The following is a 15,888-nucleotide window of genomic DNA, read 5'->3' as shown; positions in this document are numbered from 1 at the left end:
GCCGGGGCAGCCGGGGGCGCACCCGGTGCTCGGCGGGGGCCAGGTGCCGCTCGGCGACCGCCGCCCACACGGCGGCGGCCGTCGCCCCGCCGTCGGCCAGCGGCAGGGAGCAGCAGCCGCCGAGCCAGTTGTGCCCGGTGCGCTTCAGGTAGCGGGCTATGCCCGCCCACATCAGGGCGATGACGGCGCCGTCGCGGTGGTCGGGGTGGACGCAGGAGCGGCCCGCCTCCACCAGGTCGCCGCGCAGGCCGGCGCCGTCCAGCAGACCGTCCAGCTCGAACTCGCCCTCGGCGTACAGCCGTCCGGCCGCGCGCGCCCGCTCCGGCGGCAGCAGCCGGTAGGTTCCCACCACCTCCCCGGTCGCCCGCTCCCGCACCAGGAGGTGGTCGCAGTGGGCGTCGAAGGGGTCGGTGTCCAGACCCGGTTCGGGGCCGGCGAGGCGGGCGCCCAGCTCCCCGGCGAAGACCTCGTACCGCAGGCGCTGCGCGGCCCGTACGTCCGCCTCGTCGCGGGCGAGGGAGACGGTGTATCCGTCGCCGCGAGGAGCGGGGGCGGGTGCGGGGGCGGGTGCGGGGGCGGGTGCGGGCGCGGATGCGGATGCGGAGGAGGGCTGGGCGGGGACGCCGGAGAGGGTGGGAAGGGCGGCGGGTACGGGTACGGCTGGCACGGCGGAAGCGGACACTGCGGGTCCTCCTGGTCCGGGCGGCGGTGGATCGCCGGTCCCGCCGTGTGGCGGGACCGGCTCTCCCCCTTTCTTCGCCGGGCCGGCTGGACTGCGCGTGACCGCTCCGGGGAGCGGGGGTGTGCGCCGACTGAACACACGCCCCGGCGCGTACGGAGCGCGGACGGTGCCGCGTCACCCGCGCGGGGCAGAGGGACATGAAACCGCCCGTCCCGGTCAAGGGATGGAGTGAGAGGTCACCAGGCGGCGCGGCGGCGCCCGGCCGGAGGGACGGCGAGCGATGCGGACGATGCGGACACGGCTGCGGGCGCGGGGCCGGGTGCTGGCGGCGGCGGTGGCGTGCGCCGCGCTGCTGACGGGCTGCCCGGGGGCCGGAGACGGTGACGGTGACGGGGAGCGGAACGGCCGCTCCCCCTTCACCGGTGAGAGCGTGGCCGACGCCTCGGCGCCGGTGCTCGCGGTGAAGATCGACAACGTGGCGGCCGCGCGCCCCCAGACGGGGCTGGAGCGGGCCGACATCGTCTATGTGGAGCAGGTCGAGTCGGGGCTGACCCGGCTGCTGGCCGTGTACTCCTCCGACCTGCCGCCCACCGTCGGGCCGGTGCGCAGCGCCCGGGAGTCCGACATCGAGCTGCTGCGGCAGTTCGGCGAGCCGGCGCTGGCCTACTCCGGGGCGCAGTCGGGGCTGGTGCCGGTGCTGGAGGCGTCCCCGCTCCGCCTGGTGCCGCCCGGTGAGGCTCCCGGCGCCTACTCGCGCAGCGCGGACCGCCCGGCCCCGCACAACATGTACCTGGACCCCCGGGCCGCCCTGCGCGAGGCACCCGACGGGGTGAGCGGCGCCTCCGACATCGGCTTCCGCTTCGGCGCGGCGCCGCGGGGCGGCCGGGCCGGCACCGAGGAGGCCGTCCGCTTCCCGGCCGCCCGGTACTCCTTCACCTGGTCGGAGGAGGACGACCGCTGGCTGGTGTCCATCGACGGCCGGGAGGCGACCACCACCGACGGCGGCCGGCTCGGGGCCCCCACGGTCGTCGTCCAGCGCGTGGAGATCCGCGACTCCCGCTTCAGCGACCGCGGCGGCAGTGTCAGCCCGTACTCGGAGACGGTCGGTTCCGGCGAGGCGACGGTGCTGCGCGGCGGCCGGGCGTACGAGGCGCGCTGGTCGCGGCCGTCGGCGGAGAGCGGTACGGAGTTCACCACGCCGGACGGCGATCCGATGACCTTCGCCGAGGGGCAGGTGTGGGTGGTGCTCGCCCCGCGCTGAGCGGCACCAGGGCACACCGGAGCGAGCACGCGCGCGAGTCAGCCCCGGGCGGCGGCGCGGGCGGCGAAGCCTTCCAGCGCCGCCGCCGTCCCCGGACCGGTCATGGGCTCGCCGTGACCGCCGGCCAGCACCGACGGCCGGAGCCGGGCCAGCCTCTCCACCGACTCCCGGGCCGCCGGCCGGTCCCAGGTGGTGTACCACGGCGCCCCCGACAGCCCCGGCCTCGGCACGAGCATCCCCCGCACCGTGGCGATCCGTACCGTCACCAGTGCGTCGCCGCTGATCAGGACACGGTCCGCGGGACGGAAGTACGCGGTGTGCCCCGGTGTGTGGCCCGGCGTGTGGACGCATTCCCAGTCCGGCAGGCCGGGGGGCGCGGCGCGCGGGTCGAAGGCGCGCGCGGCCCCGCCCAGGCCCGCCCCCGCCAGCATCGCCTCGTACCGCCGCCGGCCCGCCGCCCGCATCACCGGCAGCAGGAGCCGGCGGTCGAGCGGTGCGGCGGCGTCCTCGATCGCGGCCGGGTCGCCGGTGGCGAGGGGCAGTTCGCCGGGGTGGAGGTGGACGGGGCGCCCCCACTTGCGCGCCAGCCGCCGGGCGGAACCGGCGTGGTCGGGGTGGCAGTGGGTCAGCAGGACGGCGGCCGGGCGCGAGCCGGGGCCGAACAGGGACGCCGCGGCCCGCTCGACGCGCGGTGCGTCGGCCGCCCAGCCGGTGTCGACCAGCGTCCAGTGCGGGCCGGAGCGGACCAGGTAGACGTTGGTGCGCGTGTGCCCCCACGGCCCCGGGCAGTACACGCCCGGGGCGATCTCCCGCGCCCCCGGCGCGGGTGCGGTACTGCGCCGACGTGTCATCGCACACCGTCCCGTGCGGCCGAGCGGGTCCCCGGGGTTCCGGCGGTGAGTTCGCCGTGGAGACCCGCGCGGTGCGGGTGCCCGCCGCCGCGCCGCCCATTCCCCCGCCGTGCCCCGCGATCCGTACGGCGTGCTAGCCGGGTGCGGTGTGGCGCCGCAGGACGGCGCGGAGGTCGGCCTCGAAGGCGTCGTAGCGGGCGCGCAGCGCCGTGCCCGGCCAGTCGCCGGGCAGCAGGGCGGCCGGGAGCAGGGGGTCGGTGAGCAGGTGGCGCAGGACGGCGGCCGAGACGGTGAAGCGCCGGGCGGGGTCGCCGGCCTCCGCCGCGGCGTCGGCGGCGGCCGTCAGGGCGCGGGCCCGCACCGCCCAGCCGTCCAGGTCCCACAGCGCGGCGGCCAGTTCGGCCGGGTCGCCGTCGGGGGCGCCGGTCAGCAGGGTGCACTGCCCGGTGACGACGGAGGGGCGGGGCCGCAGCAGGTTGGCGGGGCGCAGCCAGGTGCCCTCGCGCAGTTCGGCCAGGCGCAGGTCGGCCATGGCCTGGCGCAGGGCGCCCCGGTCGGCCGCGGCCCGGCGCTCGGCGGTGACGACGGCGATCTCCCACTCCCCCCGCCAGTCGCGGGTGCGGGGCGAGCGGCTGTCGTCCTGGCGGGCCTGGCGCTCCAGCAGGCGCGCGGTGAGGCCGTACGAGCCGTCGGCGGTCTGGGCCAGGTCCCCGGCCGCGACCATCCGCGACAGCGCCACCCGTACCGTGCCCTCCGCGACCCCGAAGAGTTCGCCGACCCGCACCAGGGCCCTGGCGGGCAGGGCGGGCGGGTGGTGGCCGAGCAGGGTGCTGAGCACGATCGAGCGGGCCGTCAGGGGACGCAGGGCGAGCGCCCGGGCGCCGCGGTCACCGTGGGCTCCACCGCGGGTGCCGCCGCGGGTCGCGCGGGCGCCGCCGGGGCCTTCCGCGTCGTCTGTGCCGTCCATGGTCTCCGTGATCCTAACCGCCCGGCGCATTACAGTCTTCCGTCATGCATATGGAATCTGTAATGTCAGGGTGCCGGGCACCGCCCGTCCCCCGCCGCCCGCCGCCCTCGGAGGCCGCCGTGAGCGCCACCCACGAAGTGATCAACCAGCCCCCGCCGCTGACCGGCTTCACCACGGCGGACGACCCAGCCGTGTTCGAGGCCCTGCGCCGCCACGGCGCGCGGTGGGGCGAGGCCGAGGTCCGGGAGCTGGGCGCGCTGGCCGGCGCCCCGGAGGTGCAGGACTGGGCCCGGACGGCCGAGGAGACCCCGCCCCGCCTGCGCACCCACGACCGCTACGGACACCGCGTGGACGAGGTGGAGTTCCACCCCTCCTGGCACCGCCTGATGGCCACCGCCGTCGAGCACGGGCTGCACGCCGCGCCCTGGGCCGACGGCCGTCCCGGCGCCCACCTGGTGCGCGCCGCCAAGTTCCACCTGTGGTCCCAGGCCGAGGCCGGGCACGGCTGCCCGGTCTCCATGACGTACGCGGCCGTCCCCGCGCTGCGCGCCCGGCCGGAGCTGGCCGCCGTCTACGAACCGCTGCTGACCGCCCGCTCCTACGACTTCGGGTCGCGGCCGCCGCTGAGCAAGTCCGGGCTGATCGCTGGCATGTCGATGACCGAGAAGCAGGGCGGCTCGGACGTACGGGCCAACACCACCGAGGCCGTCCCCGCCGGCGACGGCGCCTACCGGCTCACCGGCCACAAGTGGTTCACCTCCGCGCCGATGAGCGACGTCTTCCTGGTGCTGGCGCAGGCCCCCGAGGGCCTGACCTGCTTCCTGCTGCCGCGCGTGCTGCCCGACGGCACCCGCAACGCCATGCACCTGCAGCGGCTGAAGGACAAGCTGGGCAACCGCTCCAACGCCTCCGCCGAGGTCGAGTACGACCGGGCCCTCGCCTGGCCGGTCGGCGAGGCGGGCCGCGGGGTGCGCACCATCGTGGAGATGGTCAACATGACGCGCCTGGACTGCGTCCTGGGCACGGCCGCCGGCATGCGCGCCGGACTGCGCCAGGCCCTGCACCACACCGCCCACCGGCGGGCCTTCGGCGCCAGGCTGGCCGACCAGCCCCTGATGCGCTCGGTCCTGGCCGACCTGGCGATCGAGTCGGAGGCCGCCACCACCCTGGGGCTGCGGCTGGCGGCGGCCGTGGACGCCGCGCACGCCGGGGACGAGGCGGAGGCCGCCTTCCGCCGCCTGGCCCTGGCCGTGTCCAAGTACTGGGTGTGCAAGCGCGGCAGCACGCACGCCGCCGAGGCGCTGGAGTGCCTGGGCGGCAACGGCTACGTCGAGGAGTCGGGCATGCCCCGCCTGTACCGCGAGGCGCCGCTGCTGTCGATCTGGGAGGGCTCGGGCAACGTCGCCGCCCTGGACGTGCTGCGCGCCCTGGCCAGGGAACCGGCCGGTCTGGACGCCGTCCTGGCCGAGGTGGAGGCCGCCGCCGGCGCCGACGCCCGTCTGGACGCGGCCGCCGCCCGGGTGCGGGCCATGCTGCCGGAGCTGAAGGACCCGGCCGGCGCGCAACTGCGCGCCCGTGCCTTCGCCGAGCGCCTGGCCCTCGTCCTCCAGGGCAGCCTGCTGGTGCGCCACAGCCACCCGGCGGTCGCCGACGCGTTCTGCGCCTCCCGGCTGGGCGGGGAGTGGGGGTACGCCTTCGGCACGCTCCCGGCGGGCGCCGATCTCGGCGCGATCCTGGAGCGGGCCGGGACGCGGTGACGGAACCGGGCCGGAGCGGCACCGCCCCCCGCGGCTGGACTCCCCGCCCCTCTTCCTGCCAACCTCTGTGGCGGCAGCGGCCGTTGCCGCCGACCGGACGGCCGGCGACGCTCCGGCACGGTTGCGGCACGGCCCGCACCGCAGCCGCGACCGCGACCGCCCACGACGGACGAGGGGGACCGCTCACCGTGAAGGAACGGGAACTGCGCCGGCGGTGCAGACGGCTGCTCAACGAACTGGACATCCGGCCGCCCCTGGACGTGGCCGAACTCTGCCGCCGCGTGGAGCGTCGGCGCGGCAGGCCCCTGAGACTCGTGCCCCACCCGATCCCCGTTCCGGGCCCGTTCGGCATGTGGATCGGCGCCCCCGCGGCCGACTACATCGTCTACCAGCAGCAGACCAGCGGCGCCCACCAGCGCCACATCATCCTGCACGAACTCGGCCACATGCTGGCCGACCACCACGGCGTCCGCCCCGACCGCCACGAGGAGGAGCTGCTGACCACGCTGCGCCGCGGCACCGAGCACCTCGCCCCCGGCGAGATCCCCGAGCTCGACCTCGACCCGGACGCCGTACGGCGGGCGCTGCGCCGTACCGCCTACGACAGCGCGCAGGAGAGGGAGGCCGAGACGGTGGCCACGATCATCCTGGAATGGGCCTCGGTACTGGACCAGGTGGCCCCGCGGTCGTCCGCCGACGCCACCGCGGAGCGCATCGGCGCGGCCCTCGGCGACCGGCTGGGGTGGCTGTGAGCCTGCTGCTGACCCTGTACGGAGTGGGCTCGTTCCTGGTGCTGGCCTGGATGGCCCACCGGCTGACGCGGGCGCCGCGCGACGTGCCGCTGTGGGCGGTGACCGGGCTGATCGCCTGCTGGGCCGCGGCGTACCCCTTCGGGCTGGCGGCCGACCGCGAGGAGGTGTTCCTGGGGCTGGCGCCCATGACGTCCCGGCTGGTCCAGCACATCCTGGTGCTGGCCGCGGTCAACTGCATGGTCTGCTTCTACCTCTTCTCCGCGCTGGAGCCCGCCCGGGCCCGCAGGCGCGCCGGCTGGTACGCGCTGGCGCTGATGGGCGCGGTGGCCGTCCTCATCGCCGCGGTGGCGGCCACCCCCGCGGGCACCCGCACCCGGGACCACACCGTCACCGGCGTGGCGGTGTTCTTCGTGACGGCCGACATCTACCTCGCCGTCGGCTTCGCCCTGGGCTGGATATGGACGCGGCGCTACGCGCGCATCGCCGAGCCCCGGCTGGCGCGCGGACTGCGGATCACCTCCTGGGGCATGGCCGCCGTCGTCGTGGCCGACGCCCTGTTCGTCCCGGCGGTGCTGATGCGCTGGGCCGGCGGTGACGGCGCGCACGGGTCGCTGGACACCGCGGGCGCCGCGGAGACGACGCTTGGCTGGTTCGGGGCGGTGTTCTTCCTGCTGCCGGGCATCGTGCTGATCCTGGCCGGCATCACCTATCCGGCCGCGGTGATGCGGCTGACCGCGCTGCGCGTGTGGTGGCGGCACCTGCGTGCCTACCACGGGCTGGAGCCGCTGTGGACCGCGCTGCACCGGCAGTTCCCCGAGGACGCGCTGCACCGGGTGCCGGCGCGGCGCTGGCGTGACGTGCTGAGCCCGCACGGGGTGCACCGCCGCTACTACCGGCGGGCCATCGAGTGCCGCGACGGCCTGGTGCGCGTCAGCCCCTACCTCGCCGCGCTGGACGGCGGAAGCGGCGACGGGGACGGGAGCGGCGGTGGTGGCGGGGACGGTGCCGGGGCGGAGGGTGCGGTGCCGCCGGAGCGGCTGGCGGTGCGGCTGCGGGAGGCGCTGCGGGCGCACGCCGCGGGCCGTCCGGTGGACACCTCCGCGGTCCCCGTGGCCGTACCGGCCGAAGGCGGCCTGGAGGCGGACGTGGAGCGGCTGCTGGCGCTGTCGCGGGCACTGCGGGCCGTCGAGCGCGCCGGGCGGGACGCGGCGTGAAGGGGCGGCGCGGCGCGAGAGGCGTTGCTGTGCGAGGCGCGGCGCGAGAGGCGTTGCTGCGCGAGGGGCGGCGCGGCGTGAAGGGGCGGCCGGTCAGCGGCAGATCGGGTCCAGCCGCTCGGGCACCCGCCCGAACCGCTGCTGGAACTGCCGCACGGACTCCTCCTGGACCTCCTGGATCCGCCCCAGCAGCCCGGTCGGATCCTGCCCCGGGTCGGCGAGGAACTCCAGGACCTTCTCGTAGAAGACGCGGCGGATCATGGGCGGCATGACGTCCGAGGCGTCCAGGCAGAGCCTCCCCGCCCTCCGCAGCTCCCGCACGACGCGGCGGCTGACGGTGTCCCCGCCGCCGGCGGGGTAGCTCTCCTCGCCCACGTCCTCGTGGGCGGAGAAGAAGGGGATCTCGCCCCTGGCCCAGCCCTCCTCGTCCTTCGCCCAGATCCGCTGCGCCTCCAGGGAGGCCAGGAAGCGCATCAGCTCCTGGCCCTCGGGGCTCTCCCGGAACATCGCCGCGAAGTCCGCGGAGACCTCCCGGTCGCGGCCGTCGCGGTCGGCGGCTCCGGGCAGCAGCCGGGGCGAGGGGACGAAGTCGGCCTCCGGGGCCCTGGGCCCGTACAGGTGGCGGGCGAAGCTGCCCTGGTGCTCCAGTTCGCAGCCGCCGCCCGGGCCCGTGCCGAAGAGCAGCCCGTTTCCGCCCTCCGGGCCCCGGTGGTCGGTGGCCAGCGCCTCGCGGGCCGTCCTCCCGCCGTCGCCGGACATGAACTCGCCCCAGGTCCGCCAGGCCCGCACCACGGCTTCTCCCGTCCACCGCATCTCACCGGCCGCCCACGCCTCGTAGGCCTCGTGACCGGACTGCTGGAGGAGGACGTCCTCGATCCAGTCGCTGCCGGGCCAGCCGGAGGTGGCGTCGGAGCCCATGCCGACGCACCAGCGTTCCGCGTCCGCGCGCGAGGGGTCCGGCTCCCTGCCCCTCTCGTGCCACACGATGCTCTTGAGGTCGGCCTTCACCGGGATCCAGTGGCGTTCGCCCATCCCGGCGGGCTGCGCCAGCCAGGGCCCGCCGTCGTACTTCTCCTCGTCGACGACCCCTTCCTCCAGGGGCACCAGGAAGCCCTCGCGCTCGTAGTCGACCAGATCGCCGAGGACGGGCAGGACGGCGACGTCGGGAGGGTCGCCGGCCAGCAGGCCGGAGAGCAGCACCTCGCGGGTCGCGGTGGTGCCCTGGTACTCGACCAAGACGCCCTGCTCGGCCTCGAACAGCTCCAGCAGCTCCTCGAAGGACTCCTGCTCCCCTCCAGTCCACGGGCCGAGGACGGTCAGGGCGCGGCGGGGTTCCGCGGCGTCGCGGGCGCAGCCCACCGGGCCCGCCAGCACCAGGAGCAGGGACAGCGCGCCGAGGGCGGCCGTACGCCCCCCGCGCGCGCCTTTCGCAAGCACATCCTTCACGCGTCCTCCCCCCACACGTGCCCTCCTCACGAGCGGAACCTGTACTGGCTCAGGTGCCGTTGCAGCCCGGCCCAGGACAGCAGCGCGACCGCGGCGCCCCCGAGCGGTATGAGCACCGCCCTGCGCTCGCTCCCGGACGTCGCGTCCAGGACCTCCTCGACCTCGGTGCGCGCGCCGGTGACGGTGGTCCTGGCCTCCTCCGGCTCCCCCCTGGGGGCCTCCCCGCGCGCCTCCGTCCCCTGCTGCGGCCCGGCGACCGCCACCAGCTCCCGGCGGGCCTGGTCCAGCCCGTTCTGGGTGTCCTGCGCCCACCGCACCGGCAGCCAGGAGGCCAGCAGGACCGCGCAGGCCAGCAGCAGGAAGGGGTTCAGCCGCTGGGGGAAGCGCCGCTGGAGCTGCCACTGCGCCACGGCCAGTGCCAGCAGCGGCAGGAGCGGGGCCGCGACCGCCGCCCGCCACAGATCCCGCCGGGCGTCGGTGAGCACCGTCTGCTCCCGCAGCCTCCGGAGCTGGTCGCGCTGGATGCCGTCGAGCCTGGAGAGGATGCCGGTCCCCCCGCGGTTGACGATGGTGTCGGCGCTCGCGCTCCACGCCTCGCTCAGCACCTCGTCCTCCGCGTGCTCGATCGCCCGGTCGACGGCCTCCTGGTAGACCATGAGCAGGGCGATGACGGTGCTCAGCTCCCGCTTGCCCTCCTCCCCCGCGACCTGCCGGTCGGCTATCTGCGACAGGCTCTGGGTGGCCGCGGCCATGTAGGTGCGGTACCTCTCGTCGGTGCTGGTGCCGTCGACCAGTTCGGAGGCCAGGTAGTCGCGGGCCGCCAGGTGGGCGGCGACCAGTGCGCCGCGGGCCGCGGCGACCTCCAGCACGGCCGGCGCGGTCCGGTCCCGGACGGCGGCGGGGCGGCGGTGGGTGTCGTCGTACGCGGCGAACAGCACGGCCGCCGCGAGCAGGGCCAGCGCCACCAGCGAGACGAGCTGGGCCACCAGCAGCCGCCTGGTGCCGATCACCGCTCCTCCCCCAGGGGGTGTCCGCAGCTCTCACAGAACCTGTCAGGGCGCACCCACTCCGCACACCGGCGGCAGCGCACGGGCGGCTTCTCGCTGTGCCCGCCGCCCTCGCCTCCGGGACCGTCCCGGGACGGTCCCGGAGGCGAGGGCTCGGTGCCGCCCGCTCGCGGCGGGGGCGCGGTGCGGCTGCTCCTGGCGATCAGCTTCCGCAGATGGCCGGGGTCGACGGCGCCGCGGACGCGCACCAGGCCGACGGCCGCGTTCTCCACGGTCACCAGCGCGCGCAGCCGGTCGAGGTGCGCGGCGTCGTTCAGCTCGTACGCCAGGCGCACCGCGCGACCCAACTCCCTTTCGGCACAGGGAACGTCGTGCCGGCCCAGGGCCGCGCAGCCGGCGCGGGTGGCCTCCTCCAGCTCGGTGTAGCGCCGGAAGTGGCGCCCGGCGTCGCCGAGGTCGGTCGGCGGCGCCTCCCCGACCCACCGGACGGTGATCCGCTCCTCGCGCGGCAGCACCACGCCCGCGGCGTCCTCGGCCTCCAGCCGCAGGGAGGCGATCCGCGCCTCCCGCGCCCCGCGGACGGACGGGTGGCCGGGGTCCACGCGCAGCCGCAGCTCGTACCAGCGGGTCTCGTCGCTCCACGCCCCGGTGGGCAGGAGCGTCCGGCCGCCGTCGCGCACGGCGGTGCCGGTCAGGTCCAGCACCGTCGGGTTGACCTGGCGGAAGAGGGCGACCGACGCCTGGGGCCCGGTGTGCACGGCCAGGGTGAGCCCGGCCAGCGTCCTGCGCGTGGAGGCTCCGACCAGCTCGCGGAAGAGCCGGGTGAGCTGTTCGCCGAGCCCCTCGCCGTCCGCGCCGGGACCGTCCGCGCCCGGGAGGTCCGCGCCCGGGAGGTCCGCGCCCGGGAGGTCCGCGTGCGGTGGCTCGTCGACGACCGCCTCCACCCGCCCGTGCAGCCGGTCGGCGATCTCCCTGAGCTGCTCGGCGTCCCAGCCCTCGCCGATGCCGAGCGCGTCGCAGACGAACTCGCCCGCGCAGTCGTCCAGTACGCGCCGCAGCTCCTCGGCCCGGCCGTGCTGGTCCATGCCGTCGGTGAGCAGCAGGGCGTGCCGGAAGGCGGCGCCGGGGCGCGCGGTGAGCAGTCTGCGGGTCAGCGACAGCCAGGAGGAGATCCGGGTGCCGCCGTGGGCCTCCAGCGCACGGGCGGCACGGGCGCCGTCGGCGCGGGAGGCGGGCGAGGCGGCGACGGTGGCGGGCGAGGCCGGGTCGTGGCGCGGATGGACGACCCGGGCGGTGTCCGTCCCCTCCACCAGGGCGAAGTGGGTGCCGTCCGGAAGCATCTCGATCGCCGCCGCGGCCGCTCTGCGGGCGGCGGCGATCTTGCGGACGGAGGGGTGTCCCATGGAGCCCGAGCAGTCGATGACGATGACCTCGGAGCGCTCCGGGGGGCGGCGCGGCGCGGTGGCGTCCAGCCCCTCCGCCCGGAGCCTCACCATCACCTGCACCTCGTGGCCGCCGCCGGGCGGGCCGCCCCGGCCGGGGGCGTACTGCTCGTGGGCGGCCTCCACCGACATGTCGACGCGCGGGCGGCCGGGGGCCGCCGGTCCGGCCGCCCTCCCCGCGCAGGGCTCCCGCTCGGTGTCGGTCATCGGGTCGGCTCCCTGCTCGTCCGGGGGTTCGTCCGCGGGGTCGTCCGGGGGCCGGCCCGGTGGTCGCGGCGGCCGCCCGGCCGGACGAACCAGGTGCGGGGGAAGACCGCGTTGGAGCAGTCCTCGAGGTGCTCGTGCTGCTCGGGGGTGTTGCCGGGCAGCCGGGCGAGGTCGTGGAAGGACCACGACAGCAGTGTGCGCAGCCCCCGCTCGGCGGGCGGCTCCCCCGGGCCCCCGCCGAACAGCTCGCCGGTCAGCTCCGCCAGATGCGCGCGGTCCTCCTCCCACACGCCTCCCGCACCGCCGCCTGCCGCACCGGCGCCGCCGGCCTCCCGTACGCCGCCGGCGACCCGCTGGACCCAGTCCAGCGCCCACTCGCGGATCTCGGCGGTCAGCCGGGTGCGTTCGGGCCCGACGTCGGCGCCGCCGTCGAGCTCCAGGCCGGGCAGCTCCTCCCGTACGGCCGCCAGGCCGCGCCAGTCGGGCAGGCCGCCGGACCGGTCCCCGGGCCCCGGCGCCAGCCGGGCGGCGCGGATGCGCACCGCCGCGATCCGGGCGGCGTCGTAGTGCCGCGAGGTGGACGCCACGCCGTCGAGCACCTCGGCCGCGCGCTCGCGGTCGCCCCGGGCCAGATGGACCCGGGCCAGACCGAAGGCCGCGCTGCCCTGCTGCGGGTTGCGCCGCCACACCGCGTGGTAGAAGCGCTCGGCCCGCTCCGGTTCGCCGCGGTGCTCGGCGCAGTAGCCGAGCGCCAGCTTGGGGGCGTACTCGCCCGGCAGCGCCCCGTAGGCCTCGGCGAAGTGCTCCTCCGCGCGCCCCACTTCCTCCCGGGCGAGGCGGAGCAGGCCGCGGTGCCAGGCGATGCGCCAGTCGGGGGCGGGCCGCGCGTCCGGCGCCACCCCCGAGGCCGCCTCGGCCTCCCGCAGCCGCCGTTCCGCCCCGGCCAGTTCCCTGCCGCGGTCCCTGGTGTGCTCCGGCGGCAGCTCCTCCCGCGCCGCCAGATGGGCCCGGCACAGCCGCAGCCGGACCTCCGCGCTCGTGCCCGGGCCGTCCCCGCCCAGGAGCCTCTCCAACTGCCGTACGACCGCCCGCGGATCCGTGGGCCCGGGCATGCGCAGCTGGACGGCCGCCGGGTCGTCGGGGCGCGGCAGCGGGGCGGGCAGTCCGGCGGCGACGGCGGAGGGGGTGGGCCGGCCCGGGCGCAGGACGGGCGCGGTGACGGTCCGCCGGTAGTCCCGAGCCCGGCGGCCTCGCCAGTTCTCCAGTCCGGGCACGGCGCCGAGGCCGGCGTCCAGCAGGGTGGGGGTGGGCTCGAAGACGTCGGAGGGCCGGTTGTACGGGCGCCCCGTCCGCAGCGACAGCAACTCCCTGAGCACGCCCTCCAGTTGGCCGGACATCTCGGCGGCGGAGGAGAACCGGCGCGCGGGGTCCGGGTCGGTGGCTCGCTCCACCAGCCGGTGGAAGGAGATGTGGCCCAGCCCGGTGCCGTGCGCCCCGAGGGCGCCGTCCACCGCGGCCGCGGCCAGCTCCTCCAGGGTCCGGCCGACGGTGTGGACGTCGTGCGCGACGGTGGGCCCGCCCCCGGAACGCACCTCGGGCGCCGCGTAGTCCGGGGTGATGACGGGAGCGCGGCGGGCGGGGCCGCCCGGCCGCCGCGCACCGCCCAGGTCGATGAGGACCACGCGGGTGCCGCGGTGGATGACGTTGGCGGGCTTCATGTCGCTGTGCACCAGGCCCTGTTCGTGCAGGGCTGCCAGGGCGTCGAGGATCTGGCACCCGTAGCGGGCGACGTGCTCCAGGGTCAGGGGCTCGTCGGGGCCGAGCGGGCGCAGGCCCCGCGCGGTCTCCTCCAGCACCTCCTGCAGGGACTTGCCGCCGACGTACTCCATCACGATGTAGTCGGCGTCGATCCCGCCGTCGCCGGGCCGGTGGTGCACGTAGTCGAGGATGCGGACGATCGACTCGTGGCTGACGGCGATCATCTGGTTGCGCTCCTCCAGCATGCTCTCCCGCGCCTCGTCGTCGTGCGGGTTGAGCACGCCCTTGAGGACGATGGGGCGGTCGCGCAGCCGGGTGTCGGCCGCCAGGTAGACCCAGCCCAGGCCGCCGTGGGCCAGCGGGCCTCGCACCTCGTAGCGCCCGCCGTCGAGCAGTTCCCCCTCCCCGAGCTGGGGGCGCAGCGAGTAGGGGGTGCCGCAGCGCGGGCAGTAGCCCTCCTGGCGGGCGGGCATGCCCCGGTAGGGCCTGCCGACCGGGTTCCCGCACTTGCCGCAGGGGCGGCCGTCCAGGGGCGGTACGGGGTCGGTCAGGACGAGGGCGGCCGGGTCGCCGGGCGGTGGCAGCGCGGGCAGGGCCAGCAGGCGGCGGCGCTCGTCGGCCGGCCCTCCGTGGCCGGTGCCGTGGCCCGCCCCGTGGCCTGTGCGGTCCGCCGTGCCGCGCCCGTTCACCGTACGTCCCCCTCCGCCTCCCGGGCGCCCGCCGGGCCCCGCTCCCCCGCCTCCGGGGCTCCCGCCCGGACGCCCCCGGTCTCCGGTCCCTCGGCCCCGGTGCCGTCGGTCTCCGGCGGCCAGCCCAGCGCGCGGCGGACCGCGCCCGTGTAGCCGGCCACCGCCCGCGCCGCGCTCTCCGCCTCGAACGGGCCGGTGTGCAGCGCCTCGTGGGCCGCCCGGTACTCACGGTCGAGCGCGACGTCCTCGATCCGGCCGTGCCGCACGGCCAGCCGGCGGTAGGCCCGCAGCTCCCCCCTCAGCTCCGCCCGCCGCCCGTACCCCCGCTCGGCCGCCTCCCACGCGCTCTCCACCGCCCGCTCGGCCCGGCTCGTACGGTGCCGCAGTCCCTCCAGCGCACCGGAGAGCCGCCGCCGGTCCAGGTCGGCGCCGGTGCGGTGGGCGTGCCGCAGCCAGGCCAGGTCCATGTGCAGCCGGGTCACGGCCGGGCCGGGGTAGTCCACCCCCGACAGCCGGGCGCCGGCGCGCGCCAGGTCCCGCAGTCGCGCGTCGAGCGCCTCCAGGCGGCCGGCCAGGGCGCCCATGCGGTGCCGCAGCACCAGGTCCTCCTCGGCCCGCTGGTCGATCCGGGCGCCGGCCCGGTGGAAGACCAGCAGCAGCCGGCAGCCGCGTTCGGCGAACTCGCCGCACAGTTCCAGCAGCCGGGCCGGGTCGGCGCACCCGTCCACGCCCAGCACCGCCACGGTCAGCGGCGTGCGCACCTCCCTCAGCCGCTCCAGGGCCCGCGCCGGGTCGCTCTCCTTGAGGTTCATGCGCTCGGCGATCCGGACCGCCGCCTTCTCCGGTGCCTCGTTCCGTACGTCGACGGCCAGGTCGAGGCTGCCGACCGGGGGCACGGTGGCCTCGGGGTCGGTGGAGCCGGCGGCCGGCGCGTCCACCGACAACTCCCGGTCGGCCAGGGTCAGGGCGCGCCGCAGGGTGCGGTCGCGTCCGGAGCCGGGCCGGACCTCGGTGACGTAGACCGGGGGCCGTCCGTCCCTGTCCGCCAGCCAGGCGGCGAGCCGCTCCGCGTAGTCCGGCTCGTCCAGCCTCGCGGGCGGGCCGCCCCGCACCACGGACGGCTCCACGCCCGGCGGGCCCTGGACGCAGCCGCCCAGCCGGGGCAGGTAGTTGAGGACGGTCTCGACGGGGATCATGTGCGCCATCGTCAGCGGCGCGAGCCGTCCGGACTCCGCGGAGGCGGTGACCGTGATGCCCAGCACCCCTGGCGGGTCCTGCATGTCCAGCACCGGACCGCCGCTGAACCCGCGCCGCGGCAGGTGCTCGGGGGCGACGTTGAGCTGTACGCGCTCGCCGAAGGGCAGGCTCACCGTGGCCGCGAGCGCCGCGCCCCGGGCGTGCCGCACGGAGTCGGCGTAGCCGCACATCTCCACCCGCATGTCCCGCATCGCCGCCCGCAGCAGCGGCGCGGAGTGGCCGCCGGGCGGCGGGCGGTGCACCCGCAGCAGGGCCAGGTCCGCGCGGTCCTCACCGCGCCGGGGGAACCAGCAGCCGTCGGCGACGGTGGCGGTGGAGCCGGCCGCCCCCTCTATCTCGGGGAACTCCACGACGACCGGGGAGGTGCGGTCGGGCAGCACGTGGGCGCACGTCAGCACCGTGTCCCCGCCGAGCAGCACGCCCGATCCGACGACCGCACGCGTGTCCTGCGAGCGGATGCGCACCAGCCACGCCATCCCCCGCGGCCCCTGTGCGACACCGTCCCCCGCGCGGTCTCCCATGGGGCCGCAGCATACGCCCGGGTCGCGCCTCTCTGTAGTCTTTCGGTGTCAATCGGTGAGAGCGGCAAGGGGGTTGG

Annotated in this window: 12 protein-coding genes; 4 read left to right on the top strand and 8 right to left on the bottom strand. The window is 77.0% G+C overall.

Going from position 1 to position 15,888, the window contains the following annotated elements:
- On the bottom strand, window positions 1-667 hold a 667-nt coding region (locus ACLIYP_RS14605; protein ID WP_412713563.1), incomplete at its 3' end, for a GNAT family N-acetyltransferase.
- A gap of 295 nt (window positions 668-962) precedes the next feature.
- Here ACLIYP_RS14605 and ACLIYP_RS14600 point away from each other — a divergent pair.
- Window positions 963-1,943 carry a DUF3048 domain-containing protein gene (locus ACLIYP_RS14600; protein ID WP_412713562.1) on the top strand — a complete coding sequence of 327 codons (981 nt, stop codon included), beginning with the start codon at window positions 963-965 and terminating at the stop codon, window positions 1,941-1,943.
- Window positions 1,944-1,981: 38 nt separating this feature from the next.
- Here the strand turns inward: ACLIYP_RS14600 and ACLIYP_RS14595 are convergent, their stop codons facing one another.
- Window positions 1,982-2,794: an MBL fold metallo-hydrolase gene (locus ACLIYP_RS14595; RefSeq protein ID WP_412713561.1), complete on the bottom strand. Its 813-nt coding sequence runs from the start codon at window positions 2,792-2,794 to the stop codon at window positions 1,982-1,984.
- 133 nt (window positions 2,795-2,927) lie between these two features.
- Entirely contained in the window at window positions 2,928-3,761 is an 834-nt protein-coding gene (locus ACLIYP_RS14590) for a PaaX family transcriptional regulator C-terminal domain-containing protein (RefSeq protein ID WP_412713560.1), read from the bottom strand.
- 119 nt (window positions 3,762-3,880) lie between these two features.
- Here ACLIYP_RS14590 and ACLIYP_RS14585 point away from each other — a divergent pair, with 119 nt between their 5' ends.
- The 3 genes from ACLIYP_RS14585 (at window position 3,881) to ACLIYP_RS14575 (ending at window position 7,484) form a co-directional block, all read left to right on the top strand.
- A complete protein-coding gene (locus ACLIYP_RS14585) occupies window positions 3,881-5,518 on the top strand; it encodes an acyl-CoA dehydrogenase family protein (protein ID WP_412713559.1) in 1,638 nt (545 codons plus the stop codon).
- A 188-nt stretch (window positions 5,519-5,706) separates the two neighbouring features.
- Window positions 5,707-6,270 carry a hypothetical protein gene (locus tag ACLIYP_RS14580; protein ID WP_412713558.1) on the top strand — a complete coding sequence of 188 codons (564 nt, stop codon included), beginning with the start codon at window positions 5,707-5,709 and terminating at the stop codon, window positions 6,268-6,270.
- Window positions 6,267-7,484 (top strand): MAB_1171c family putative transporter, encoded by a 1,218-nt coding sequence (locus tag ACLIYP_RS14575; protein WP_412713557.1) that lies wholly within the window; start codon window positions 6,267-6,269, stop codon window positions 7,482-7,484. The genes ACLIYP_RS14580 and ACLIYP_RS14575 overlap by 4 nt, the downstream gene beginning before the upstream one ends.
- A 93-nt stretch (window positions 7,485-7,577) precedes the next feature.
- Here ACLIYP_RS14575 and ACLIYP_RS14570 read toward each other — a convergent pair whose 3' ends face one another.
- Genes ACLIYP_RS14570 through ACLIYP_RS14550 form a run of 5 tightly spaced genes read right to left on the bottom strand, consistent with a single transcriptional unit; the run spans window position 7,578 to window position 15,811 of the window.
- Complete coding sequence (locus ACLIYP_RS14570; protein ID WP_412713556.1) at window positions 7,578-8,930, bottom strand: hypothetical protein; 1,353 nt, start codon at window positions 8,928-8,930, stop codon at window positions 7,578-7,580.
- Between the two features lie 26 nt (window positions 8,931-8,956).
- The gene (locus tag ACLIYP_RS14565) at window positions 8,957-9,940 is read right to left on the bottom strand and encodes a hypothetical protein (RefSeq protein WP_412713555.1); all 984 of its coding nucleotides are present in this window, start codon (window positions 9,938-9,940) and stop codon (window positions 8,957-8,959) included.
- Window positions 9,937-11,586, bottom strand: a complete 1,650-nt coding sequence (locus tag ACLIYP_RS14560; protein WP_412713554.1) for a VWA domain-containing protein — start codon at window positions 11,584-11,586, stop codon at window positions 9,937-9,939. The genes ACLIYP_RS14565 and ACLIYP_RS14560 overlap by 4 nt, the downstream gene beginning before the upstream one ends.
- Complete coding sequence (locus ACLIYP_RS14555) at window positions 11,583-14,033, bottom strand: serine/threonine-protein kinase (RefSeq protein WP_412713553.1); 2,451 nt, start codon at window positions 14,031-14,033, stop codon at window positions 11,583-11,585. The genes ACLIYP_RS14560 and ACLIYP_RS14555 overlap by 4 nt, the downstream gene beginning before the upstream one ends.
- A complete protein-coding gene (locus tag ACLIYP_RS14550; protein ID WP_412713552.1) occupies window positions 14,030-15,811 on the bottom strand; it encodes a trypsin-like peptidase domain-containing protein in 1,782 nt (593 codons plus the stop codon). The genes ACLIYP_RS14555 and ACLIYP_RS14550 overlap by 4 nt, the downstream gene beginning before the upstream one ends.
- Window positions 15,812-15,888: the final 77 nt, after the last annotated feature.

Source organism: Streptomyces nanhaiensis (assembly GCF_046614825.1).
In the GTDB taxonomy this organism is placed as follows: Bacteria; Actinomycetota; Actinomycetes; order Streptomycetales; family Streptomycetaceae; genus Streptomyces; species Streptomyces radiopugnans.
This window is presented reverse-complemented; position numbering and strand designations above follow the sequence as displayed.

What these genes read in the sequence shown, in the direction of transcription:
- ACLIYP_RS14560 (WP_412713554.1), bottom strand. Translation starts at nt 11,586, where the DNA reads ATGACCGACACCGAGCGGGAGCCCTGCGCGGGGAGGGCGGCCGGACCG.
- ACLIYP_RS14590 (WP_412713560.1), bottom strand. Translation starts at nt 3,761, where the DNA reads ATGGACGGCACAGACGACGCGGAAGGCCCCGGCGGCGCCCGCGCGACC.
- ACLIYP_RS14600 (WP_412713562.1), top strand. Translation starts at nt 963, where the DNA reads ATGCGGACGATGCGGACACGGCTGCGGGCGCGGGGCCGGGTGCTGGCG.
- ACLIYP_RS14595 (WP_412713561.1), bottom strand. Translation starts at nt 2,794, where the DNA reads ATGACACGTCGGCGCAGTACCGCACCCGCGCCGGGGGCGCGGGAGATC.
- ACLIYP_RS14550 (WP_412713552.1), bottom strand. Translation starts at nt 15,811, where the DNA reads ATGGGAGACCGCGCGGGGGACGGTGTCGCACAGGGGCCGCGGGGGATG.